The organism is Labrys sp. WJW (genome assembly GCF_001676615.1).
GTDB lineage: Bacteria > Pseudomonadota > Alphaproteobacteria > Rhizobiales > Labraceae > Labrys > Labrys sedimenti.
In genome coordinates this window covers 54,272-75,869 of record NZ_LYXZ01000039.1, presented here as the reverse complement: position 1 = coordinate 75,869, position 21,598 = coordinate 54,272, and the positions used below count along the sequence as shown (strand labels likewise).

Annotated in this window: 22 protein-coding genes and 1 tRNA gene; 6 read left to right on the top strand and 17 right to left on the bottom strand. The window is 64.3% G+C overall.

Features of this window, described 5'->3' with window-relative positions:
* Nucleotides 1–44: 44 nt before the first annotated feature.
* Nucleotides 45–953, bottom strand: coding sequence for a LysR family transcriptional regulator (locus tag BA190_RS22900; protein ID WP_068292803.1), 909 nt, complete (start codon nt 951–953; stop codon nt 45–47).
* 99 nt (nt 954–1,052) lie between these two features.
* On the opposite strand from BA190_RS22900, the gene wrbA reads away from it, so the two are divergent.
* From wrbA to BA190_RS22875, 5 genes are all read left to right on the top strand, one after another.
* A complete protein-coding gene (wrbA, locus tag BA190_RS22895; protein WP_068292800.1) occupies nt 1,053–1,679 on the top strand; it encodes an NAD(P)H:quinone oxidoreductase in 627 nt (208 codons plus the stop codon).
* On the top strand, nt 1,679–2,914 hold the full coding sequence (locus tag BA190_RS22890) for a CynX/NimT family MFS transporter (RefSeq protein ID WP_068292797.1): 1,236 nt from the start codon (nt 1,679–1,681) through the stop codon (nt 2,912–2,914). The genes wrbA and BA190_RS22890 overlap by 1 nt, the downstream gene beginning before the upstream one ends.
* 178 nt (nt 2,915–3,092) lie before the next feature.
* Nucleotides 3,093–3,767, top strand: a complete 675-nt coding sequence (locus BA190_RS22885; protein ID WP_068292795.1) for a response regulator transcription factor — start codon at nt 3,093–3,095, stop codon at nt 3,765–3,767.
* Nucleotides 3,764–5,185, top strand: a complete 1,422-nt coding sequence (locus BA190_RS22880; protein ID WP_068292793.1) for a HAMP domain-containing sensor histidine kinase — start codon at nt 3,764–3,766, stop codon at nt 5,183–5,185. The genes BA190_RS22885 and BA190_RS22880 overlap by 4 nt, the downstream gene beginning before the upstream one ends.
* A 408-nt stretch (nt 5,186–5,593) precedes the next feature.
* Nucleotides 5,594–6,349: an SDR family oxidoreductase gene (locus BA190_RS22875; protein WP_068292790.1), complete on the top strand. Its 756-nt coding sequence runs from the start codon at nt 5,594–5,596 to the stop codon at nt 6,347–6,349.
* Between the two features lie 89 nt (nt 6,350–6,438).
* On the opposite strand, the gene BA190_RS22870 is transcribed toward BA190_RS22875, so the two are convergent.
* The 8 genes from BA190_RS22870 to BA190_RS22835 all read right to left on the bottom strand — a co-directional run bounded on the left by BA190_RS22870 (nt 6,439) and on the right by BA190_RS22835 (nt 13,223).
* Nucleotides 6,439–6,515, bottom strand: a tRNA-Arg gene (locus BA190_RS22870).
* Nucleotides 6,516–6,595: 80 nt separating this feature from the next.
* Nucleotides 6,596–7,729 carry an ABC transporter permease gene (locus BA190_RS22865; RefSeq protein ID WP_068292788.1) on the bottom strand — a complete coding sequence of 378 codons (1,134 nt, stop codon included), beginning with the start codon at nt 7,727–7,729 and terminating at the stop codon, nt 6,596–6,598.
* Nucleotide 7,730: 1 nt separating this feature from the next.
* Entirely contained in the window at nt 7,731–8,804 is a 1,074-nt protein-coding gene (locus BA190_RS22860) for a microcin C ABC transporter permease YejB (protein ID WP_068292785.1), read from the bottom strand.
* 195 nt (nt 8,805–8,999) lie between these two features.
* Entirely contained in the window at nt 9,000–9,809 is an 810-nt protein-coding gene (gene lptB, locus BA190_RS22855) for an LPS export ABC transporter ATP-binding protein (protein WP_068292780.1), read from the bottom strand.
* 273 nt (nt 9,810–10,082) lie between these two features.
* Nucleotides 10,083–10,751: an LptA/OstA family protein gene (locus tag BA190_RS22850; RefSeq protein WP_068292777.1), complete on the bottom strand. Its 669-nt coding sequence runs from the start codon at nt 10,749–10,751 to the stop codon at nt 10,083–10,085.
* A gap of 15 nt (nt 10,752–10,766) precedes the next feature.
* On the bottom strand, nt 10,767–11,549 hold the full coding sequence (locus BA190_RS22845; RefSeq protein WP_068292774.1) for an LptA/OstA family protein: 783 nt from the start codon (nt 11,547–11,549) through the stop codon (nt 10,767–10,769).
* A complete protein-coding gene (gene lptC, locus BA190_RS22840) occupies nt 11,546–12,343 on the bottom strand; it encodes an LPS export ABC transporter periplasmic protein LptC (protein ID WP_068292770.1) in 798 nt (265 codons plus the stop codon). Before lptC ends, BA190_RS22845 begins: the two co-directional genes overlap by 4 nt.
* A gap of 265 nt (nt 12,344–12,608) precedes the next feature.
* Complete coding sequence (locus BA190_RS22835; RefSeq protein WP_068292768.1) at nt 12,609–13,223, bottom strand: ribonuclease D; 615 nt, start codon at nt 13,221–13,223, stop codon at nt 12,609–12,611.
* Nucleotides 13,224–13,415: 192 nt separating this feature from the next.
* On the opposite strand from BA190_RS22835, the gene ubiB reads away from it, so the two are divergent.
* Nucleotides 13,416–14,951 carry a 2-polyprenylphenol 6-hydroxylase gene (ubiB, locus tag BA190_RS22830; protein WP_068293130.1) on the top strand — a complete coding sequence of 512 codons (1,536 nt, stop codon included), beginning with the start codon at nt 13,416–13,418 and terminating at the stop codon, nt 14,949–14,951.
* A gap of 135 nt (nt 14,952–15,086) precedes the next feature.
* On the opposite strand, the gene BA190_RS22825 is transcribed toward ubiB, so the two are convergent.
* The 8 genes from BA190_RS22825 to BA190_RS22790 form a co-directional block, all read right to left on the bottom strand.
* Nucleotides 15,087–15,497, bottom strand: a complete 411-nt coding sequence (locus BA190_RS22825) for a DUF805 domain-containing protein (protein ID WP_068292764.1) — start codon at nt 15,495–15,497, stop codon at nt 15,087–15,089.
* A 274-nt stretch (nt 15,498–15,771) separates the two neighbouring features.
* A complete protein-coding gene (locus BA190_RS22820) occupies nt 15,772–16,182 on the bottom strand; it encodes a DUF805 domain-containing protein (protein ID WP_068292761.1) in 411 nt (136 codons plus the stop codon).
* A 165-nt stretch (nt 16,183–16,347) separates the two neighbouring features.
* The gene (locus tag BA190_RS22815; RefSeq protein ID WP_068292758.1) at nt 16,348–16,773 is read right to left on the bottom strand and encodes a DUF805 domain-containing protein; all 426 of its coding nucleotides are present in this window, start codon (nt 16,771–16,773) and stop codon (nt 16,348–16,350) included.
* A gap of 157 nt (nt 16,774–16,930) precedes the next feature.
* On the bottom strand, nt 16,931–18,850 hold the full coding sequence (cysN, locus tag BA190_RS22810; RefSeq protein WP_068292756.1) for a sulfate adenylyltransferase subunit CysN: 1,920 nt from the start codon (nt 18,848–18,850) through the stop codon (nt 16,931–16,933).
* Entirely contained in the window at nt 18,850–19,758 is a 909-nt protein-coding gene (cysD, locus tag BA190_RS22805) for a sulfate adenylyltransferase subunit CysD (RefSeq protein WP_068292752.1), read from the bottom strand. Before cysD ends, cysN begins: the two co-directional genes overlap by 1 nt.
* A 213-nt stretch (nt 19,759–19,971) precedes the next feature.
* On the bottom strand, nt 19,972–20,319 hold the full coding sequence (locus BA190_RS22800; protein WP_068292750.1) for a cupredoxin domain-containing protein: 348 nt from the start codon (nt 20,317–20,319) through the stop codon (nt 19,972–19,974).
* A complete protein-coding gene (locus BA190_RS22795; RefSeq protein ID WP_082979971.1) occupies nt 20,316–20,840 on the bottom strand; it encodes a DUF4142 domain-containing protein in 525 nt (174 codons plus the stop codon). The genes BA190_RS22800 and BA190_RS22795 overlap by 4 nt, the downstream gene beginning before the upstream one ends.
* Nucleotides 20,841–20,909: 69 nt before the next feature.
* Nucleotides 20,910–21,584, bottom strand: coding sequence for an RNA polymerase sigma factor (locus BA190_RS22790; RefSeq protein WP_068292746.1), 675 nt, complete (start codon nt 21,582–21,584; stop codon nt 20,910–20,912).
* Nucleotides 21,585–21,598: the final 14 nt, after the last annotated feature.

The following is a 21,598-nucleotide window of genomic DNA, read 5'->3' as shown; positions in this document are numbered from 1 at the left end:
CATCGTTTTGCCGAAAGCCGACAGCCACCTTTCGGCATGATGCCCTACGCTGCGGCAATGCGCTCGATCGCCCTGCCGAAGGCGCGGGCGGCCGGCCCGAGCGGCTCATCGAGACGATGGGCGAGATAGGCCTGCGTGCCCGCCCTGGCATGGCGACCCAGATCCTTCGTGTGCAGCCGCACAAGACGGCCTTCCCGCAGATCCCGTTCCACCTGCCAGGAGGGGAGGCGCCCCCACCCCAATCCCGCCAGGATCATGGCATGTTTGGTGTCCTGGCTGCCGACGCGACAGGTCTGCGGTGACAACACGCCGAAATCCCGCCCCTGTGTCAGGGTGGTTGGATCCACCTGGACGATCTGCAGATGATCGGCGAGTTCGGCGACCTCGATCGTCTGCTCGTCGATCCGAGTGGCCAGCGGGTGTCCCGCCGCGGCGACCGCCACGATTTCGATCGAGGCGAGGCCCTGCAGCACCACGCGCGGATCGCGGAAATTCTCACCGGTGATCACAGCCAGCGTGCTGCGCCCGGCCAGCAGGGCCGTGAGCGGGCCACCCAGGGGTTCGAAGGCGAGGCGGATCGCGACAGAAGGGTAGTCCTGTCGCATCACCCTGAGCGCCTCGCCGACCCAGGCAACCGGAAACAGCGTGTCCACCACCAGCGAAAGTTCGAGTTCCACCCCCTCACCCAATCCTCGGGCACGGGCACGCATGGCGTCGACGCGCAGAAGGATGTCGCGGGCATTGGCCAGCAGCGCCTTGCCCTCGCCGGTCAGCACCGGGCGATGACCGGTGCGATCGAACAGGGCCAGCCCGAGTTCGGCCTCCAGATTGGCGATGGCATGGCTCACCGCCGATTGGACGCGCGAGAGCCTGGCAGCCCCCGAGCGGAAGCTGCCGCTGTCGACGACCGTCACGAAGGTGCGCAGTTGATCCAAGGTAAGAGCATCGATCATGATCAATTCTTTCGATCAGTTTGATGCCAATTATATCACTCCGATCGATAAGCCAGAAATGCCATGCTCCCGTCATCCAGGAATGACGAGGAGTTGACCATGACGTCCGTGCTGGTGCTGTACTATTCCTCCTACGGCCATATCGAGACCATGGCGGGTGCGGTGGCCGAAGGCGTGCGTGAAACCGGCGCACGCGCCGTGGTGAAACGGGTGCCGGAAATCGTGCCTGACGCCGTTGCCATCCGCGCCGGCTACAAGCTGGACCAGCGCGCAGCGATTGCCGACGTTGCCGAACTGGCCGACCACGATGCCATCATCTTCGGCACGCCGACGCGTTTCGGCATGATGGCCGCGCAGATGAAGAATTTTCTAGATCAGGCCGGGGGGCTGTGGGCACGCAACGCGCTGGTCGGGCGCGTCGGCAGCGTCTTTACCTCCACCGGCAGCCAACATGGCGGGCAGGAGGCCACGATCCTGTCCACCCATATCGCCCTGCTGCATCTGGGTATGGTGGTTGCAGGCCTGCCCTATACCTTCCAGGGCCAGTCGCGCATGGACGAGATCACCGGCGGTTCGCCCTACGGCGCTTCGACATTGGCCGATGACGGCCACGGCGGCAATCGCGAGCCCAGCACCAACGAACTCGACGGTGCGCGCTTCCAGGGACGTCACGTCGCCCATCTCGCCCGGGCCCTCGCCGCCGCGCGGCTCCAGGATGCCGCCTGATGGCTCCTCCTCTCCTCCTGCCCCGCAGCACCACGGCCTGGCCGGCAGTAGCCGTGGTGGTCGCCTCCGGCATTGCAGCCTCGCTGCAGGTCGGCAAGACGCTGATCGCCGCTCCCTTGCTGCAGGCCGATCTCGGCCTCGGCCTTGGCGCCATCGGCTGGCTGGCCGGCATCTTCGCCGTGCTCGGCCTGGCCGGCGGCATCCCGGCGGGAGCGGCCATCTCCGGCTTCGGCGATCGCCGCATGCTGGTGCTGGGCCTGGGTGCCATCGCGGCCGGCAGCGGGCTCGGTGCCCTTACTTCCCACTATGGCGCGCTGGTCACCTCGCGCATCGTCGAAGGCCTCGGCTTCCTGCTGGTCACGGTCGCGGGTCCCGCCATCCTGAACCGGATCAGCCCTGCCGGGCAGCGCGATCTCGCCTTTGCCCTGTGGAGTTGCTTCATGCCGGCCGGAATAGCCCTCGCCATGCTCGCCGGCCCGTTCTTCAGCAATTGGCGCGCCATCTGGTGGTCCGGCGCGATCATCGCAAGCCTTGCCATCCTGGCCGCGCTGGTCACGGTGCCGGGCAGCACCCATGGGAGCACGACGCCGCCGCAGCGCCTCGCCCGGAATGTCCTTGCCGTGCTGACCACCGGCGCCCCCCCGCTGCTCGCCATATGCTTCGCCCTCTATAGCCTGATGTTCTTCGCCCTGTTCAGTTTCCTGCCGGTGCTGCTGATGCAGCGCATGGGCTTGGACTATGGCACCGCCGGCATGTTCAGCGCCCTCGCCAGTGCTTCGAACATTCTCGGCAATCTCGCGGCTGGCTTCCTGCTGTCGCGCGGGACCCGCCGGGCCGTGCTGATCGCGAGCGCCAGCCTGGTGATGGGAATCACCGCGCCTTGCGTGTTCCTGCAGATCTTCCCGAATGGCCCGCTGCTGCTGTTATGCGTCGTGTTTTCGGCCGTGGGCGGCCTCATCCCGGCAACACTCCTGTCCTCGGCCCCTGTCCTGGCGCCGGCCGCGGCGCTGGCTCCGATGGTGGTCGGCCTCGCCATGCAGGGCAGCAGCCTCGGCCAGGTCGCGGGGCCGATTGCCGTTGGCGCGCTCATCGATGCCTATGGCTGGCCATCGGCAAGCCTGCTCGTCGTCGTCGCCGCCGCGGCTGCCCTCGCCCTCGCGCTGGCCCTCGGCCGCATCGACCGGCCGGCTGCTCGCTTCCGTCAGGGTCACGAGGAAGGGCCGGCACCGAGATAGCACGGGAAGACAGCCGGCCACCTCCTGGCCTCATGCACCTTCATCAAGATGCATCGGTCGTGGCCCCGATTGCCCCTTTTTCCCCTGCATTGCAGGAACATGTGCAAGGTTCGCGCAATGCAGGACGGGTAACGCTATGCTGGCAAGGCGCGAGCCAAGGGGACATGGAGAGGCGGCAATGCGGATCTTGCTGGTGGAAGACGAGCCGGAGATGGTCTCGGCCTTGCGCTCCGCCCTGGTCCGCCACGACATGATCGTCGACCATGTCTCGAGCATCGCCGCCGCCGAGGAAATCCTCTGCGATCGGGTGCATGACGCCCTGCTTCTCGACCGGCAATTACCCGATGGCGACGGGCTGTCGCTGATCCCGACCCTGCGCGCCAGCGGCAATGCCGTGCCGGTGCTGGTGCTTACCGCCCGCGGCGAGTTGACCGATCGTGTCAGCGGGCTGGAACATGGCGCCGACGACTATCTCGGCAAGCCCTTCGCCTTCGAGGAATTGCTGGCGCGGCTGCGCGCCTTGCTGCGCCGGCCCGCCAATCTGCAATCGCATATGGTGCGGGTCGGGCGGCTCTGCTTCGACTTCACCCACCAGGAAGCCAGCGTGGCCGGCGCCCCGCTGGACATGCCGCGGCGGGAATTGCTGGTACTGGCCGCTTTGGTCCGACGCATGGGGCGCATGGTGCTGCGTCCCTTCCTGATGGAGGCGGTGTTCGGCCTGGATGACGAGATCCAGTCCAACGCGCTCGACACCCATGTTTCGCGGCTGCGACGCAAGCTCGCCGATGCCGATGCCGGGGTCGTCATCAACGGCATTCGCGGGGTCGGCTATCTCCTGCGCGAAACGTCATGACCGCCGTCTCCTCGCTTTCCCTGCGCTGGCGCCTGGTCAAGCGGCTGGTCGCCTTCCAGACCGTCATGCTCGCGCTGATCGTGGTGATCGTGGTCGTCGCCGTCTGGGGCACGGCGCGGTTCGCCGATGCCTATGAAGACAGCGCCCTCGACGTCCTCCGCGACGCCCTGGTGCGCGACGGCGGCGGCCGGCTCATCCTGGCGGAGACCGGTGATCTCCGGCGGCTGCGCCAGGAAGCGCCCGATCTGTGGTTCATCATCCGCGACAAGCAGGGCCGGGACCTCAGGGAAGGCAGCGTTCCTGTTGACTACGCCCCGTTCGCCGCGGGCATGATCCACATCCAGCAGATCCGGCTCGGAGAAGACCGGCCCGGCATCGACAAGCCCGCGGCCGTGCTCAAATGGGTGGAGAGCCCCGCTGGGCGCGTACAGATCCTCACCGGCACACAAGGCCATATGTCCTGGCAGCATCTGTTCTGGGGGGTGTCGCTGAGTTCGGCCACCGTGATCGGTCCGCTCTTTGTCCTGATGGCGCTGGTCACCCTGGTCGTCACGCCGATCGTGGTGCGCCGGGCCCTTTCCGGGCTCGGCGCGGCCGCCACACAGGCCGGGCGCATCGACATCGGCCAACGCGGCGTTCGCCTGCCCCAGACCGGGGTGCCAGCGGAGATCATGCCGCTGGTGAAGGCCGTCAACGATGCGCTGGCCCGCCTCGACAAGGGCTATGAGCGGCATCAACGCTTCCTGGCCGACGCTGCGCATGAACTGCGCACGCCGATCGCCATCCTCACCACCCGCATCGCCTCGCTGCCACCGGGACCGGAGAAGACGCGCCTCTTGGAGGATGCCTCCCGCCTGGGGGTGCTGACCGGGCAATTGCTCGACTTCCAGCGCCTGGACCAGCAGGAAAGGCCGACGGCAACGGTCGATCTTGTCGCGCTTGCCCAAAGAGTGATCGTCGATCTCGCGCCGCTGGCCTTCGCCGCCGGATACGAGATGGACTTCAGAGCCGATGACGGGCCGATCCTGGTGACGGGCGACCAGACCTCGCTCGAGCGGGCGCTGACCAATCTCGTCCAGAACGCCATCGATCATGGCGGGCGCCGCGGCACCATCGGCGTGCGCGTCGACGGCAGCGGCCGCATCGAGATCTGCGACGAGGGCGAGGGCATCCCCGAAAGCGAGACCGAACGGATCTTCGAGCCGTTCCACCGCCTGCGGCAGGACGGCCGCGGCGCCGGGCTGGGCCTCAACCTCGTGCGCGAGATCGTGCGCCTGCATGGCGGCCATATCGCCGCATCCAACAGCCCCACGGGCGGTGCCTGTCTGGACATCACCCTGCCCTTGGTAGCCCGCCAGGCTGAAGAGGGCGGCTGCGTATCGAGCGACAGCCGGTGCGTCGACCTGCGCTCGCCTTGAGAATGATGATTCAAGACAGGCAGCGCAGTCATGCTCCCGGCTTCCCCCTCGATATCGGCCTTGAGCTTGTCCAGCAGGGCGAAGCCTGGATGGCGTCCTTGACGACGGCCGCCCGCCACAGTAGGGAAATGGGTGCAGCGGCCAGTCATGACGCTGCCGTAGGCGTTACCGTCATCCAACGCGTCCTTCGTCGAGAGGGTCCCAGCAGGGAGATCTCGATTCAACAGGGCGCTACGGTCATGTCATCTCTCTCCTACTCCGCATTCCCGTCCTCCTCTGGAGCTGCCATCTTGGCGCGGCTTGCTGCCGCCGCGATGCCCAGCGCCCAGCCGGGATTGGAGGCGGTCCGCTGCATCGGTCGCAGCGCTGGCGTTTCCGTGCCCCCAGCTCAACGGAGACGCAGCACCCATGAAAATGACCGGCAACACCATTCTCGTCACCGGCGGCACCAGCGGCATCGGCCGCGCGCTCGCCGAAGCCTTCCACCAGCGCGGCAACCGCGTCATCGTGACGGGGCGGCGCCAAGGCCTGTTTGACCGGATCACGACGAACCGGCCCGGCCTGGTGGGGCTGCCGCTCGACCTCGCCGATCCCGACTCCCTGTCACGCCTCACGAGCGAGGTTCGCGGGCGCTTTCCCGAACTGAACATGCTCGTCGCCAATGCCGGCATCTCGCGCGCCGAGGACCTGGCGGCGGACGGTTGGGACGCCGGCGATGCCGAGGCGATCGTGGAGACCAACATCCTGGGCGTGTTGCGCGTGACGGCGGCGCTCCTGCCGATCCTGAAGGGACAGGCGGACGCGGCGATCATGGCCACCAGCTCCAACCTCGCCTTCGTACCCCGCGCCGACTTCCCGGCCTATTGCGCCAGCAAGGCATTCCTGCATTCCTGGCTGCAATCCCTGCGCCACCAGCTTCGCAAGGTGCCCGTCGAGGTGCTCGAACTGGCACCACCCTATGTGCAGACCGAGCTCACCGGCAGCCGGCAGGCTTCCGATCCGCGCGCGATTCCCGTCGATACCTATGTCGCCGAGGTGATGCAGTTGCTCGAACGGGGCGACCATCCCCGAGGCGAGGTACTGGTCGAACGCGACCGCGCCCGCCGCTGGGCCGAGCGGGACGGCCGCTACGAGGCGGTTTTTGCTGCCATGAATCCGGACTGAACCAACGGTTCGCCGCATCGTCTGCAATCGACAAGCCTTGCCGCCCGGGAATGTCTCGAGCGGCTGCAGATCATCGCGAAAGGGAGGAATGGCGCACCCAGCACGATTCGAACGTGCGACCTTTGCCTTCGGAGGGCAACACTCTATCCAGCTGAGCTATGGGTGCTTCGCTTGTCCTTCTAGCCGATCGCTCCGCATCCTGCAATCGCCCGATGCGATTTCGTCCGATGCGATTTTCTCCTGGGGTCAGCCGAAGGTCTTGCGCGGGTCGAGTGCGTCGCGCACCGCTTCGCCGACCAGAATCAGCAGCGACAGCAGCAACGCCGTCACCGTGAAGCCGGAGATGGTGAGCCAATAGGCATTGGGTCTCGCCTGGGCCTGCTTGAGCAATTCGCCCAGCGAGGCCGTGCCGGGGGGCAGGCCGAGACCGAGATAGTCCAGCGCCGTCAGCGTCGAGATGGCGCCCGAGAGAATGAAGGGCAGCATGGTCAGCGTCGCCACGGTCGCGTTCGGCAGCAGATGCTTGATCATGATGGTGGTGTCGGACAGGCCGAGCGCCTTGGCCGCCCGGACATATTCGAGGTTGCGGGCGCGCAGGAACTCGGCACGGACCACCGCCACCAGCGCCATCCAGGAAAACAGCAGGAGGATGCCGAGCAGCACCCAGAAGCCCGGCGCCAGCACCGCCGAGATGATGATGAGCAGATAGAGCGATGGAATGCTGGTCCAGATCTCGATGGCGCGCTGGAAGATCAGGTCGACCCAGCCACCGAAATAGCCCTGCACCGCGCCGGCGGCCACGCCGATGAGCGAGGAGAAGAAGGTGAGGATCAGGCCGAAGAGCAGCGAAATCCGGGTGCCGTAGATGATGCGGGCCAGCACGTCGCGGCCGGTATCGTCGGTCCCGAGCCAGTTCCATTCGATGTCGCGGCAGGTCGTCCCGCCCACGGTCTGGGCGGCGTCACGGCACTGCTCGTCGCGCAGGGCCCAGGTGGGCGGCGAGGGCACGCCGCCGGCCGGCGGGTTCTTGTTGATGGTCTGCGGACCATAGCGAATCGGCGCCCAGAGCACGAAGGCGCCACGATCGGCCAGCAGTTTGACCAGGTAGGGATCGCGGAAATTTGCCGGTCCCGGCAGGTCTCCGCCGAGATCGGTCTCGTCATAATCGACGAAGACCGGCGTGAAGACCTGGCCCTTGTCGACGATCAGCAGCGGCTTTTCATTGGCGATGAACTCGGCGAACAGCGACAGGATGAAGAGGGTGAGAAACAGCCAGAACGACCAATAGCCGCGCCGATTGGCCTTGAAATTGTTGAGGCGCCGCCGGTTGAGAGGCGACAGATTGAGCCAGCCTCGCCGGGTCTGGGTGGCAGCCGCCATCTCAAACCTCACGCGCTTCGAAGTCGATGCGCGGATCGACGAACATGTAGATCAGGTCGGTGGCCAGGTTGATGACGAGGGCCACCAGCGCCAGGATGTAGATAGAGGCCAGCACCACGGGATAGTCGCGGTTGATGACCGATTCATAGTTGAGCCGTCCCAGGCCGTTGAGCTCGAAGGTCTGCTCGATCAGCAGCGATCCCGTGAACAGTGCCGATATGAAGGCAGCAGGAAAGCTCGCGATCACGATCAGCATGGCGTTGCGGAAGACATGGCCATAGAGCACCCGGCTCGGCGACAGGCCCTTCATGCGCGCCGTCAGCACATATTGCTTGCGGATCTCGTCGAGGAAGGCGTTCTTGGTCATCATCGTCAGCGTGGCGAAGGCCGAGACCCCCATGGCGATCAGCGGCAGCGTCATGTGCCAGGCATAGTCGGCGATCTTGCCCCACAGCGACAATTCGTTCCAATTGTCGGAAACCAGCCGGCCATTGGGAAAGATCTGCCAGAAGGCGCTGCCGGCGAACAGCGTGATCAACAGGATGCCGAGGGTGAAGCCGGGAATGGCATAGCCGATGACGATCACCGCACTGGTCCAGCCGTCGAAGAAGGAACCGTCCTTGACCGCCTTGCGGATGCCCAGCGGGATCGAGATCGCATAGGAGAGCAGCATCACCCACAGGCCGATGGAGATCGACACCGGCAATTTCTCGGCGATCAGCGTGGTGACCGGCGTATCGCGGAAATAGCTCTGGCCGAAGCTGAAGGTGGCGTAGTTCTTGATCATCAGCCAGAATTGCTCATAGACCGGCTTGTCGAAGCCATATTGCTTGCGCAGGCTGGCGATAAAGGCCGGATCGAGCCCCTGGGAGCCGCGATATTGCGAGGCGCCGGCATTGAAGCTCGGCGCGGGCCCGCCGAGATCGCCCCCGCCCCCGGCATTGCCCGATAGCATCGACACCATGCGCTCCACCGGACCGCCGGGCACGATCTGGATGATGGCAAAGGAGATCAGCATGATACCGAACAAGGTCGGCACGATCAGCGCGAGGCGGCGCAGGACATAGGCGAGCAAATCGACGTTCCGGGTTGGCCTGTCGAACCTAGAGGAGAATCAGGGCGATTGTCATCCCGTGCGCGCTGCAACACGAAGTGTTGCGGTGCAGACACGGAACCGCAGGACGATTAAAAACCGTATTCTGCAAGCGATCCCGGATCTGCGAAGCGTCACGATGTGCCGCACCGCGTCCGGGATGACCGCGTGGCCGCCTCACATCCTGAATTCGCTGCCCAAATAGAGCCGGCGGGCTTCGGGATTGTCGATGATCTCCTGCGGCGTGCCCTGGGTCAGCACATGGCCGGAATGGATGATGTAGGCCCGGTCGATCAGGGCCAGCGTCTCGCGCACATTGTGGTCGGTGATCAGCACGCCGATACCGCGATTGGTCAGATGACGCACCAGGGTCTGGATGTCGCCCACCGCGATCGGATCGATGCCGGCGAAAGGCTCGTCCAGCAGCATGAAGGACGGCCGCCCCGCCAAAGCGCGCGCGATTTCCACGCGCCGGCGTTCGCCGCCCGAGAGCGCGATCGAGGCAGTCTTGCGCAAGCGGCCGATCTTGAACTCGTCGAGCAGTTCGTCGAGCTGGCGCTCACGCTCGGCCTTGTTGGGTTCGACGATCTCGAGCACGGCGCGGATATTCTCCTCGACGTTCAGGCCGCGGAAGATCGAGGCTTCCTGCGGCAGATAGCCGATGCCGAGCCGGGCGCGCCGATACATCGGCAGCGCCGTTACGTCATGGCCGTCGAGTTCGATACGACCATGATCCGGCGGCACCAGGCCGGTAATCATGTAGAAGACCGTGGTCTTGCCGGCGCCGTTCGGACCGAGCAGGCCGACGGCCTCGCCGCGCCGGACCTCCAGGCTGACATCGCTCACGACCGTGCGCTTGCCATAGGTCTTGGCAATCGACACCACCGAGAGCGTGCCCTCGATACTGACGGCCGGCCCTGCTTCATCGCCGTCAGCCGCATATTGCACCATCTCGTTCATGCCTGGCCCGCACTCTTCCTGCGGCATCGGGCCCGATGCCGCGTTTTCCTGTTATCACGCTGCCCATACAGAAAACCGGCCTGCATTGCACATTCCGGTGTCCAATCACAGCTTTGCCGCACGCCGGTGAATATCTCGTTCATCGGGCAAAAACATGCCGCCTATCGCGTTTTGCTCGAGAGCCAAGCGCGATTTCTCCGAAGCGCACTTTCACTCTAATTCTTTGTTTTGACGCGTTTTCTTTATCGAAAAGCCTATCGACTTTTCTGGAAAACGCTCTGGGGAAAGCACGTCCCTGGATCAGCACTTCTGGTCGCCCGAGACGAAATGGCCCGTGGTGCCGCCGGTAACGGTGGCTCGGCCGGTCTGGGTGTTGACCACCAGCTTCTTGCCGCGCAGCACGTTGCAGCCCTGGGTCATCACCACTTCCTGGCCCGTCAGCGTGGCGATGTTGGTCTCCATGTCGAGGATGCCATCATCGCCGGTGGCCTTCTGGTCCGGGGCGGTGACGACGACATTACCCTTGGCCACCAGCTTCTTGACCTTGTTGTCAGGCGCCGGCGCCGTGTCGGCATCGGCGGCTTCCGCGGTCGAGGAAGCATCGGCCGGCAGTGCCGCCGAGGGGGCCGCCGGCTGGGCCGGGCTGGTACCGGCGGCATCGGCCGGCTGCTTGCCCGGCAGCGACGCGGCCTCGTAGAAGACCGTCAGCTCCTCCGAGGTCAGCGTCGACTCGCCCTGGGTCGCCACCACATTGCCGGTGAAGATCGCCTTCTGCTCGTCCTGATGGGTTTCGAGCTGATCGGCCTTGATGTTCACCGGCTTGTCATTGTCGGAGGAGAAGCCCTGGAAAGGCGTGGAGGGCTTCTTCTCCTGCGCACCGGCCGGCAAGGCCAGTGATGAAACGAGCAATGCCAGAGGCAGCAACAGCGCCGGAGCGAGGCGGCGAGACGTCGGGCTGGGTCGCATCATCACGGGCCTGCTCCCTCAGTTGCTGTTCTTCTTCTGGCTGCCCTGGGTGAAGACGCCCGAGACACCGCCGGTGCCACCGCCTTCGACCCTGGCGATGCCCGTCTTGAGGTTGACGGTCAGCTTGGTGCCCTTGAGCACGTTCGGCCCCTGGATCATCACCACTTCGCCGCCCGTCAGCGTGGCGACATTGGTGGCCATGTCCATCACGCCATTGGCGCCGGTCGCCTTCTGGTCCTTGGAGGTGACCACGACATTGCCGCGGGCGACCAGCTTCTTGATGGAGCTGGCCGGCGTGCCGGAACCGGAGGCCGGCGCCTTGCCGGCGTCGGCAGGCTTCGCTTCGGCAGCCTTGGTTTCCGTAGCCTTGGCATCGCCAACCGGCTGGCCGTCTGCCGGCTTGGCATCGGCGGCTTTGGGGTCGGCTGGCTTGGCATCCGCGGATTTGGCATCGGCCGGCTTTGCATCGCCCGACTTGGCGTCCTTGGCCTTGCCATCCTTGGCAGCGCCGTCCTTGGCGTTGTTGTTGTCGACATTCTCGTAGAAGACCGTCAACTCATTGGTGCGCAGAACGGATTCACCCTGCGTCGCCACCACATTGCCGGTGAACACCGCCTTTTGCTCGTCCTGATGCACTTCGAGCGAGTCCGACTTGACGTCGACGGGTTTGCCACTGTCGGAGGAGAAGCCCTGGAAGGGGCTGGCCGCCTTCTTCGGTGCGGCGCCGGCATCGGCAGCCGTCAGGGCCAAAGCGAGCGGCAGCACCGCGAGAGGCACCAGGCGGCGGATTTTCATCGTCATTGGGTGGGATTTCCCTGCACTGGGTTGGCTGGATTCGGGGGAGCGGCATTCGGAGCCGCAGCATCGGGAGCCGGAGCATCGTCGGATGGCGCAGCGGGCGCGTCGGCATTGTCCGCGCCGTCTTCCGTATCCGGCTTGTAGGGTACATTGAAGCTGGCGCTGACGCCGCCCTTGAACAGGATTTTCGAACCGCCCTGCACGATGCTCAGGCCATTGCCCGAAATCGTACCGGAGGTGAGATTGACGGTGACCGGCTCCTTGCTGTTCACCGTGCTGGCCTTGAGGTCGATGCTGGCGCTCTTCAAGGTCGCGTCATAGCCCTTGGTCGACTTGACGCGCACATCGCCCTTGAGATCGAGAAGCTGGCCAACCGTGTCGAAGGTGCCGGTTTCGGCGCTCAGCGTGGCATCGCTCTGGTCTGGCGCGGTGATCACGGCCTTCAACCCGGTGAGGCTGACAACGCCGGGCACGTTGACTTTCTGCGTGCCGCCCGTGGCCGTGACATCGTATTTCTGCCCGCGATTGTTCGAGCCGGTCAGATGCGGCTTTTCGACCGCCAGGTTTCCGTCGCTGACCGGATTGACCGGACCATCGACTTTGATAATCCCCGGCGCGAAGGGGTTGAACACTGCCAGAAACACAAAAATACCCGCTCCGGCAACCGCTATTGCGGGCACGGCAAACTTCAGGAAACGCACCAGCCTGCTGTGAGCGCGGGCAGCTTTGAAAGCGCTTTCACGCGAAGGCATGGCGGGTTGGGGGATCTTGACCCGCGCATCCATGATATCGGCCAAACGAATACCTATCCAAACGCTGCTAACGGCGGGAAACCATCGCCACCGACCATCATATTGCGATGCGAAGTGGAGACGTCAACCCGGCGCCACAGGCGCCGTCCATCCCTGTCTGCAATTCCTCAACTTTGGGTGAAAATCGCAACAGGTGCGCCCTCATAGCAGATTTCAGGCGCAGGGGGAATGTGCCGAGGGGAACGCGTCACGCCGCCGTCACCCGCCAGGCCTCCTGGGCGCAGATCTGGAGCGAGGCGCGACGCTGGCCTCAGCTATGGGCGAAGATGTCGGTCTCCGGCCAGCCATTGAGGTCGAGCAGCGCCCGCGTCGGCAGGAAGTCGAAACAGGCGCGTGCCATGTCCGAACGTCCCTCCCGCGCCAGGGTGGCGTCGAGCTTGGCCTTGAGCTCATGCAGATGGAGCACGTCCGAAGCGGCATAGGCGAGCTGGGCGTCGGTGAGCGTGTCGGCGCCCCAGTCGGAGGATTGCTGCTGCTTGGAGAGGTCGATGCCCAGCAGTTCGCGCACAAGGTCCTTGAGGCCGTGGCGGTCGGTGTAGGTGCGCGTGAGCCTAGAGGCGATCTTGGTGCAATAGACCGGCTTGGTCACCACGTCGAAGGCGTTCTGCAGCGCGGCAATGTCGAAGCGGGCGAAGTGGAAGATCTTGGTGACCGACGGGTTGGCCAGCAATTGCTCGAGATTGGGGGCGCTTTTCTGGCCCTGGGCGATCTGCACCACATCGGCGGTGCCATCTCCCGGCGAGAGCTGCACCACGCAGAGCCGGTCGCGATGGGGGTTGAGGCCCATGGTCTCGGTATCGATGGCGGCGCTGGTAGTGTAGCGGGACAGGTCGGGCAGATCGCCGCGGTGGTAGCGAATGGTCACGGAAGCTTCCTGAACTCGATATCATTGGGTCAGATGGCAAATAGAACCCTCGCAAGACGATGTGCAAGAGGGAGAAGAGCTTGGAGCCCAAACCGGGAGAAGGTTTGCCAATGCGGCTGCGCGTGCTATCGACCTCCCCGCGAATTCATTCGGCTGGTACCCTTGGCTTCTTTCCTCGACCCTTTTCGTCTCATGCGCGCCGGCTGGACACTGGCCCGCGAAGGCGCGCTTAGCCTCGTCGACATCCATGATCTGCCAGCACCGGCGCGGCTGGTGGTGCGCCTCGGCCGATTGGTCGAAAAACGCAATGTCAGCGGCGGCAAGGGCCTGGCGGCTGCCCTGGTGAAGCTCGGGCCGAGCTGGGTCAAGCTCGGGCAGTTCCTGGCTACCAGGCCGGATGTCGTCGGCTTTGCCGTGGCGCGCGACCTGGAAGAGCTGCAGGACCGCATGCCGCCCTTCGGACGCGCCGTCGCCATCGCCGAGATCGAGAGGGCGCTGGGCGGCCCGCTGAACCAGTTCTTCGCCGAGCTTTCCGAGCCTGTTGCCGCCGCCTCGGTGGCACAGGTGCACAAGGGCATCATCCGTGACGCCGACGGCGAGCGCGAAGTGGCTGTGAAGGTGCTGCGCCCGGGCGTCGACCGGCGTTTCCGCTCCGATCTCTCCACCTTCTATTTCGCCGCGCGCACCATCGAGCGGCTCGACCCGCGTTCCAAACGCCTCAAGCCGGTCGAGACGGTCGACATGCTGGCGCGCACCGTCGCCTTCGAGATGGATTCGCGCCTGGAAGCGGCGGCCCTGTCGGAAATGGCGGAGAATATCGCCGACGACCCCGATTTCCGCATCCCGGCACCGGACTGGAACCGCACCGCCCGCAGCGTGCTGACGCTGGAGTGGATCGAGGGCATTCCCCTGTCCGACATCGACAGGCTGAAGGCGGCCGGCTTCGATCTCGTCGATCTCGGCCGCATCATCATCCAGTCCTTCCTGCGCCACGCCATCCGCGACGGCTTCTTCCACGCCGACATGCACCAGGGCAATTTGATGATCGATGCCTCGGGCCAGCTGGTGGCGGTCGATTTCGGCATCATGGGCCGGGCCGGCCTGAAGGAGCGCCGCTTCCTTGCCGAGATCCTGCACGGCTTCATCACCCGCAACTACCGGCGGGTGGCCGAAGTGCATTTCGAGGCGGGCTACGTGCCTCGGAGCCATTCGATCGACGATTTCGCCCAGGCCATCCGTGCCATCGGCGAGCCGATCCACCAGAAGCGGGCCGACGAGATCTCGATGGCCAAGCTGCTGACGCTGCTGTTCGAGATCACCGAACTCTTCGACATGAAGACCCGGCCCGAATTGATCCTGCTGCAGAAGACCATGGTGGTGGTCGAGGGTGTCGCCCGCCGGCTCAATCCCAAGCTCGACATGTGGGCGACGGCCGACCCCGTGGTGCGCGACTGGATCGAGCGCAATCTCGGGCCTCTGGGCAAGCTCGGCGATTTGGGACAGCAGACGCTGGAGGCGGGCAAGTCGTTCACCTTGCTGCCGAGCCTGCTCAATCGCGCCGAAACCCTGGCCGAACGCCTCAACGAGGCGGCGGAAAAGGGCTTTGCCCTGCTACCCGACAGCATCGAGGCGATCGGCAAGGCCGAGGCCCGTCGCAATCGCTGGGGCAATGCCGCCCTGTGGCTGATCGCCCTGGCCGCGCTCTATTTGGCATGGAAACTGGTCTGAGCGCAGCGGCGTAGGCGACGGCATCATCTACAGCCTCAGATCCGATTTCGGAATCAGATCTGATGCCATAGGTTGTTGTTGTCGCATCGTTTTTGCCGAAAACCAGGGGCCGAACGGGTTCGGCCCCTTTGCTGTTCAGGAAAACACGCCGGCAACTTCGTTGCCGCCGATGCCCTTGGGCGAGGGACCATATTGGTTGGGACCCTGGGTGCCGTCGAGGAAACCGAGTTCGATGAGAACCCAGATGGCGCCGACGAGGGGAATGAAGCTGACCAGCAGGAACCAGCCGCTCCTGTTGCGGTCATGGCAGCGGCGAACCCCGATGGAAAGCCCGGACCAGACAAAGCCGACATAGAGCACGACACCGATCACGCCCAGCACATAGATCAGCGGATTGTCCGGCGTAATGGTCAATGCCAGGCCGTAGAAGATTCCCACGATGACGCACAGCGCGACCCATTGGAGGAGATGATAGATCCAGTAATTGCTGCGACGCAGCCGGCCCTGGAAACTGAACAATTTCTCCACAAGTGTTGGTTCATTCATCGCGCTCAACCCCCTTGATCACAAGCTCATGCGATTTCAATACCTACCGGCCCTATCAGTGCGGCCGACTGAAAACAAGGCATCAATCTCGATCAACGGAGAAGCGTGTTTCCGGCGTGACAGAAGAGCAGCAGGCTGACCGCTTGAATTGGGGATATTTTACAATTCAGGAAATTGTCACAATACGAGCCATGGTCTTTATCTCACCTTGGCGTTCCAGACCATAGGCTGGAAACCTCTCCGGCATTCTTGGGCTTTGACCGTCGGCTTGCCTTCAACGATCCCCGTTCGTTGCCCGCCATTGGCTGGCCATGCCCTCCGGTTCGGGGCCGAAGCGGTTGGCAGCACGGGTGCCGCGCCAGAAAAACAAGTCCACCAGCAGCCATAGGTTGGCAAGCGGGATCAGTCCGATCAGCAGGAACCAGGCTGAATGATTGCGATCATGGCAGCGCTTGGCCAGGATGCAGAAGCCCATCCAGTCCATCATCAGGCCGAGCCCGCCGAGCGGCACCCAGGGCATCACCTGCAACACAGCTGAGGGATCGCGGCGGTAATAGGCGAACACCCATCCGACCCAGACGAGGGTGGCTGACGCGAACATCACGCACAGGCAGGCATAGGCGAACAAGGCGTCGAAGCGAGGAATGCGTCCTCTCGGGCTCAGCAACATCCGCCCGATGGTCATGCCGCTATCATTTGAACCGGCTTGTGCCATGTTGCATTCGTCGCGCTTGGCCTTCCTCGGCCAGGATACACCCGGCGCGATACTGCGCCAACCGTCTGCAACTGGAGGTGAGGGGCGGCACGATGCCCCGCCTGCTCGACGGCGTTTCCTTCAAACCGCGAGGATCTACGCTTGCGGGGGCCATTCTTCGGCGGGTGGGCCGAAGCGGTTGGGGCCCGGCGTCCCCTTGATGAAACCCATCTCGACCAGGGTCCACAGCGCGATGAGGTTGCCCAGCCAGGCCAGCCAGGGTTGAACCATGATCGCGGCGATCCAGAAACCGAGGCAGCCTGCCGTCCAGCCGACATACCACAGGCCGGATTTATCGCGATCGTGACAACGCTTGAAGCCGGCTGCCAGATAGGGCCAGGCGCAGACGACCCAGCCGATCGCACTCATGCGGAAAATCTTGGCAGGCCCCTCGTCATCAAAGCTGGAGGTGGCGAAGAGCCACCAGGCAATCCAGACCAGATAGACGAAGGCCAGTGGTACCGTAACGAGAAGGTAGGCATGCCGGCCGATACGGCCCTTGAAGGAAAACAAACCAGCCATCACGCCCCATGATCAACGCTGCCGGTCCGACAAAGCCTTGCCGGATCCCCGGGCCGGCCCGATACAGGCCGGCTCCTCATGTGAGAATCTCATCACTATGAGCCGACCTATGCTAGATCGCGGCGGTATCTGGCACCAGCGCGTATTCGAAAATAGATTACAGCCCCCAATCGTCCTGGTGGTCGAGCAGGCCGCGCTCGCGCAGGGCCTTCACCACGGCTTCCGCCAGCGCCCGAGGCGTTTCACCGACGGTCTTCAGCACGATCTCGGCATTCTCGGGCCGCTCATAGGAGCTGCTGACGCCGGTGAAGTGCTTGATCTCGCCCGCCAGGGCCTTGGCGTAGAGGCCCTTGGGATCGCGCTTGATGCAATCCTCGATCGGGGTGTCCACGAAGACCTCGACGAACTCGCCGACCTCCACAAGGGAGCGGACGAGGGCACGCTCCGCCTCGAAGGGCGAGATGAAGGAGCACAGCACGATGGTGCCGCTCTCGACGAACAGCTTGGCCACCTCGCCGACGCGGCGGATGTTCTCGACGCGGTCGGCGTCGGAAAAGCCGAGGTCGCGGTTGAGGCCGTGGCGGACATTGTCGCCGTCGAGCAGCATGGTGTGATGGCCGGCATGGGCAAGCTCGGCCTCGACCAGATTGGCGATCGTCGACTTGCCCGAGCCCGACAGGCCGGTGAACCAGACGATCGCCGCCTTCTGGTGCTTGAGCGCCGAACGAGCGAGCTTGTCGATGGTGAGCGACTGGCGGTGGATGTTGGTGGCCCGGCGCAGGGCGAAATCGATCATGCCGGCGGCCGCGGTCTGGTTGGTAGCGCGGTCGATCAGGATGAAGGCGCCGGTTTCGCGATTGTCGACATAGGAGTCGATCGCCACCGGCACGCCGGTCGCCACATTGACGACGCCGATCTCGTTGAGCTGCAGCGTACGGGCCGCCAGATGCTCCTGGGTGTTGACGTCGATCTTGTGCTTGATCGAGGTGATGGTCGCAGGCACGAACTTGGTGCCGATGCGCAGCATGTAGGAGCGGCCCGGCAGCAGGGCGTCCTCCGACATCCAGATCAGGTGGGCGGCAAACTGGTCGGTGACATCGGGCCGTTCGGTGGTGCGGGAGAACACGTCGCCGCGCGCGGCATCGATCTCGTCGGCGAGCGTGAGGGTCACCGCATCGCCGGCGACGGCCTCCTCGAGGTCACCGTCCTGGGTGACGATGCGCGTCACTACCGAGGTCTTGCCCGACGCCGCCACCGTGACGCTGTCGCCCGAACGAATGGCGCCGGAGGCGACCGTGCCGGAAAAGCCGCGGAAATCGAGATTGGGCCGATTCACCCATTGCACCGGAAAGCGGAAAGGTTTCTTCACGGCATCGGAGGCGACGTCGATCGTCTCCAGATGCTCGATCAGGATTGGTCCGTGATACCAGTCCATATGGGTCGAGCGCATCGAGACGTTCTCGCCGAAGCGCGCCGAGATCGGGATCAGGGTAACCGAGGTGAAATCGAGATTGGCGGTGAAAGCCAGAATATCGTGGACGATCTTCTCGAAGACGACACGATCATAATCCACCAGGTCGATCTTGTTGACCGCGACCACTATGTGGCGGATGCCGAGCAGCGAGCAGATGGTGGCATGGCGCTTGGTCTGCACCAGCACGCCTTTGCGGGCATCGATCATCAAGACGGCGAGATCGGCGGTGGAAGCGCCGGTCGCCATGTTGCGGGTATATTGCTCGTGGCCGGGCGTGTCGGCCACGATGAAGGAGCGCTTGGCGGTGGAGAAGAAGCGATAGGCGACATCGATGGTGATGCCCTGCTCGCGTTCGGCCTCCAGCCCGTCGACCAACAGAGCGAAGTCGATGTCCTCGCCGGTGGTGCCGTGGCGCTTGGAATCCTTTTCCAGCGTGGCAAGCTGGTCCTCGAAGATCAGCTTGGAATCATAGAGGAGCCGGCCGATCAGGGTCGACTTGCCGTCATCGACGGAGCCGCAGGTGAGGAAACGCAACAGCCCCTTTTCGCGGGGCTTGAGCATTTCGGCGAGCGAGAGCTGGGTCTGGGGGGCAGCAGCGTTCATCAGAAATAGCCCTCGCGCTTCTTCTTTTCCATCGAGGCCGATTCGTCATTGTCGATCAGGCGGCCTTGGCGCTCGGAGGTGCGGGCCGTGAGCATTTCGCGCACGATGTCGGCGACGGAGGTCGCCTCGGAATCGATGGCGCCCGAAAGCGGATAGCAGCCGAGCGTACGGAAGCGGACGCGGCGCATCTCGGGGACCTCCCTCGGCTCCAGCGGCAGGCGGTCGTCGTCGACCATCAGCATGGTGCCGGCCCGGAATACCACCGGCCGCTCCTTGGCGAGGTAGAGCGGCACGATCGGGATGTCCTCTTCGAGGATGTATTGCCAGATATCGAGCTCGGTCCAGTTCGAAAGGGGGAAGACGCGGATCGATTCGCCCTGCCGGATCTTGGTGTTGTAGAGCGACCACAATTCCGGGCGCTGGTTGCGTGGGTCCCAGGTGTGGTTGGCGGTGCGGAAGGAGAAGATGCGCTCCTTGGCGCGGCTCTTCTCCTCGTCGCGGCGGGCGCCGCCGAAGGCTGCGTCGAACTTGTATTTGTCGAGGGCCTGGCGCAGCCCCTCCGTCTTCATCACCTGGGTGTGCAGGGAGGAACCGGAGGTGATCGGGTTGATGCCGCGCTCGACACCGTCCTGGTTGATGTGCACGATCAGGTCGAGCCCGTAGCGCTTGGCGATCTCGTCGCGGAACGAGATCATGTCCTTGAACTTCCAGGTCGTGTCGACATGGAGCAGCGGGAAAGGCAGCTTGGAGGGATAGAACGCCTTCAGGGCCAGATGCAGCATCACCCCCGAATCCTTGCCGATGGAATAGAGCATCACCGGATTGGCGAATTCGGCCGCGACTTCGCGGATGATCCCGATCGACTCGGCTTCGAGCCGCTTGAGATGAGGGGAGAGAGTGCGGGACATTGGCGCCTATGGGCCCTTTTCACATTGGAAAATGTGTAATTAGGACATTTTACATAGAATGTCAGGGCTGCCGGCGCAAGTGCGTTTCTTACGCGGAGAATAGGCAGGACCCCAGCATGTCACCGCGGGAGCCGGGCTGCAAGGCGAGGCCCGCCTCTCGCCCCTAGGGGGAGAAAAGACAATGCCGACGCCTTTGCCGGCACTGTCTGGCCGTCACAGCTTCGGCTTCACCCGGATAATGCCGGTCATTTGCGGATGAAACCGGCAGAAATAGGACATCACGCCAAGCCTAGTCGCAGGGATGCTCCCGCTCTTTCCCTCCGGCAAGGCGACGTCCCATCGCCCGCTACGGTCTGTCGCAGTGTGGCCGACGAAATCGGCGTTCCGCCATTCGATGACGTCGCCGACCCGGGCTTCGACGACGGCAGGCTCGAAGGCAAGATCGCTGACCGTGATCGCGATCGTGGCGGCGCGTGCCGTTCCGCCCCAGAGCAGTATCATGCCGGCTGCAATGCCGAGCGCGGCACGGCGCGATGCTCCTGCCTTGGAGTGACGCCTCATTTCAGCGCGCCCGCCAGATGTTCGGCATGCAGTTCATGGCCCTGGAAGATCTTGAGCCCGGTCTGCAGCAGGCTCTTGAGCTCGGCATTGCCGGCCGCTGGAATGAGCGTATCGGCAAGGGCGGCATTGACGGTCTTGTGATAGCCGACCTCATTGTCCGCATAGGCCTTGTCGAAGGCCGGCCCATCGAGGGCAGCAAGGCTGGCGCGCCTGGCTTCGGCCTGGCTGACCAGGCCCTTGCTGACATCGTTGTCTTCGGGCGTGACCTTCAGCTTCTTGACCAGGGCCAGCGCCTTGCCGTTCACGGCTTCATGGTCATGGACCATGTTCCGGGCGAAGGCGACGACCTCCTTGTTCTTCGATTTCTTCAGTGCCAGCCTGGCTGTCTCGATATCCAGCACGCCCGCCGTGTAGGCGATATGGGCGATCTGCGGATCGGTAAGGCCGCCGGCCCGGGCCGGCGCGCCGGCGGTCAGAATGGCGAGAACGGCTGCTGTTCCCGCAAGCCTTGCAATCAACATGGCATTTCTCCTGTGCGTAGACGTTTGCAGGAGATTGGATGCCAGCGCCGCGACCTGGTTCCCGCCGCTTCAGGGATTGGACAGAATTTTTTCGATCACGGCTCGCGTCATGCGTTCGCAGCGCCAGCCATCGAACGGGAAGGCGTCCATCAGATGCGGGCCGGCCTGCCGCTCCAGTGCCTCGCGCAGCAGGCGGCGCGCCCGGTGCAGACGGGTCTTCACCGTTTCGGGCCTGAGGCCGAGCAATGCCGCCGTCTCCTCCAGGCTCATCTCCTCGACCACCCGTGCCATCAGGACGACCCGGTAGATCGTCGGCAACTCGTCGATCGCCATTTCCAGCAGGGACTGGATCTGTCTCTGGGCCATGGTCCGCTCCGGATCGGCCGCCACGGCCTGGATTGGGAAGGGGATCACCTCGCCGGCCAGGAGGGCCCTGCCCGTCTCGATCCCGATGGCAGGACGCCTTGCCCGTACGCGGCCGAGCGCCTCGTTCATGACGATACGCGCCAGCCAGGTCGCCAGGCTGGAATCGCGGCGAAAGGCCGGCAGCGCTGCAAAGGCTCGCATATAAGCGGCCTGCAAGGCTTCCTCCGCCTCGTCGTCGTCACGCAGGATGCTGCGGGCGATCCGATAGAGACGGCGATTGTGCTGCGTCGTGATCGTGCGGATGGCCTCGGGCTCACGCCGGATCGCCCTGTCGATCAGGTCGTCGACCGGATGAATCTGCAAACCGGAATGGGACATCGGAATCGATACCT

Bases quoted from the DNA above. Each gene is read 5' to 3' on its own strand.
- BA190_RS22890 (WP_068292797.1), top strand. From the start codon at position 1,679: ATGGCTCCTCCTCTCCTCCTGCCCCGCAGCACCACGGCCTGGCCGGCA.
- BA190_RS22795 (WP_082979971.1), bottom strand. From the start codon at position 20,840: ATGTTGATTGCAAGGCTTGCGGGAACAGCAGCCGTTCTCGCCATTCTG.
- BA190_RS22820 (WP_068292761.1), bottom strand. From the start codon at position 16,182: ATGACCATCGGGCGGATGTTGCTGAGCCCGAGAGGACGCATTCCTCGC.
- BA190_RS22790 (WP_068292746.1), bottom strand. From the start codon at position 21,584: ATGTCCCATTCCGGTTTGCAGATTCATCCGGTCGACGACCTGATCGAC.
- cysN (WP_068292756.1), bottom strand. From the start codon at position 18,850: ATGAACGCTGCTGCCCCCCAGACCCAGCTCTCGCTCGCCGAAATGCTC.
- BA190_RS22865 (WP_068292788.1), bottom strand. From the start codon at position 7,729: ATGGCGGCTGCCACCCAGACCCGGCGAGGCTGGCTCAATCTGTCGCCT.
- BA190_RS22800 (WP_068292750.1), bottom strand. From the start codon at position 20,319: ATGAGGCGTCACTCCAAGGCAGGAGCATCGCGCCGTGCCGCGCTCGGC.
- BA190_RS22885 (WP_068292795.1), top strand. From the start codon at position 3,093: ATGCGGATCTTGCTGGTGGAAGACGAGCCGGAGATGGTCTCGGCCTTG.
- ubiB (WP_068293130.1), top strand. From the start codon at position 13,416: ATGCGCGCCGGCTGGACACTGGCCCGCGAAGGCGCGCTTAGCCTCGTC.
- BA190_RS22900 (WP_068292803.1), bottom strand. From the start codon at position 953: ATGATCGATGCTCTTACCTTGGATCAACTGCGCACCTTCGTGACGGTC.
- BA190_RS22880 (WP_068292793.1), top strand. From the start codon at position 3,764: ATGACCGCCGTCTCCTCGCTTTCCCTGCGCTGGCGCCTGGTCAAGCGG.
- BA190_RS22875 (WP_068292790.1), top strand. From the start codon at position 5,594: ATGAAAATGACCGGCAACACCATTCTCGTCACCGGCGGCACCAGCGGC.
- BA190_RS22845 (WP_068292774.1), bottom strand. From the start codon at position 11,549: ATGACGATGAAAATCCGCCGCCTGGTGCCTCTCGCGGTGCTGCCGCTC.
- wrbA (WP_068292800.1), top strand. From the start codon at position 1,053: ATGACGTCCGTGCTGGTGCTGTACTATTCCTCCTACGGCCATATCGAG.
- BA190_RS22825 (WP_068292764.1), bottom strand. From the start codon at position 15,497: ATGAATGAACCAACACTTGTGGAGAAATTGTTCAGTTTCCAGGGCCGG.
- BA190_RS22815 (WP_068292758.1), bottom strand. From the start codon at position 16,773: ATGGCTGGTTTGTTTTCCTTCAAGGGCCGTATCGGCCGGCATGCCTAC.
- lptB (WP_068292780.1), bottom strand. From the start codon at position 9,809: ATGCCGCAGGAAGAGTGCGGGCCAGGCATGAACGAGATGGTGCAATAT.
- cysD (WP_068292752.1), bottom strand. From the start codon at position 19,758: ATGTCCCGCACTCTCTCCCCTCATCTCAAGCGGCTCGAAGCCGAGTCG.
- BA190_RS22850 (WP_068292777.1), bottom strand. From the start codon at position 10,751: ATGATGCGACCCAGCCCGACGTCTCGCCGCCTCGCTCCGGCGCTGTTG.